Source organism: Acidovorax cavernicola (assembly GCF_003581445.1).
In genome coordinates this window covers 1-506 of sequence record NZ_QXMN01000386.1, presented here as the reverse complement: position 1 = coordinate 506, position 506 = coordinate 1, and the positions used below count along the sequence as shown (strand labels likewise).

The window sequence follows — 506 nt, the reverse complement described above, 5'->3', positions numbered from 1 at the left end:
GCCAGCGGCCGGGATTGCGCGCCGGCCGGCGAGACCCCTGCCAGGGCGCCGGCGAGCGCAGCGATGAGGAGGGGGAACGTGGAACGCATGGCAAGGGCCGGGCACAGGGCCCGTGAAGTGGCAAGCTCTGCCAGCATAGTTTTGCGCGCGGCCCGACGCATCGCCATATCCCTGCAGCGCACTTGGCTAAATCATGGCGCCTCTCACAGGTGTATAACCTCCACCCTTTGGGGTGCGTGTGCCCGGTGCGGGCGTGCGCGCCTTTCACCTGAAGGAAAACAATTCATGGGCGCGCAGTGGAAATCGAAGGGCAAGGCACAGGTTGCCGATGCCAAGGGCAAGCTGTTTGGCAAGCTGGCCAAGGAAATCATGGTCGCCGCACGCGGCGGTGCCGACCCGGCGGCCAACTCCAAGCTGCGCCTGGTCGTGGAGCAGGCCCGCAAGGTGTCCATGCCCAAGGACACGCTCGAGCGCGCCATCAAGAAGGGCGCGGGCCTGACCGGCGA

The 506-nt window shown here is 66.8% G+C and carries 1 pseudogene; it reads left to right on the top strand.

The features are described 5' to 3' along the window. Positions 1-285: 285 nt before the first annotated feature. A pseudogene (locus D3H34_RS33805) lies at positions 286-506 on the top strand (YebC/PmpR family DNA-binding transcriptional regulator); the annotation flags it as partial.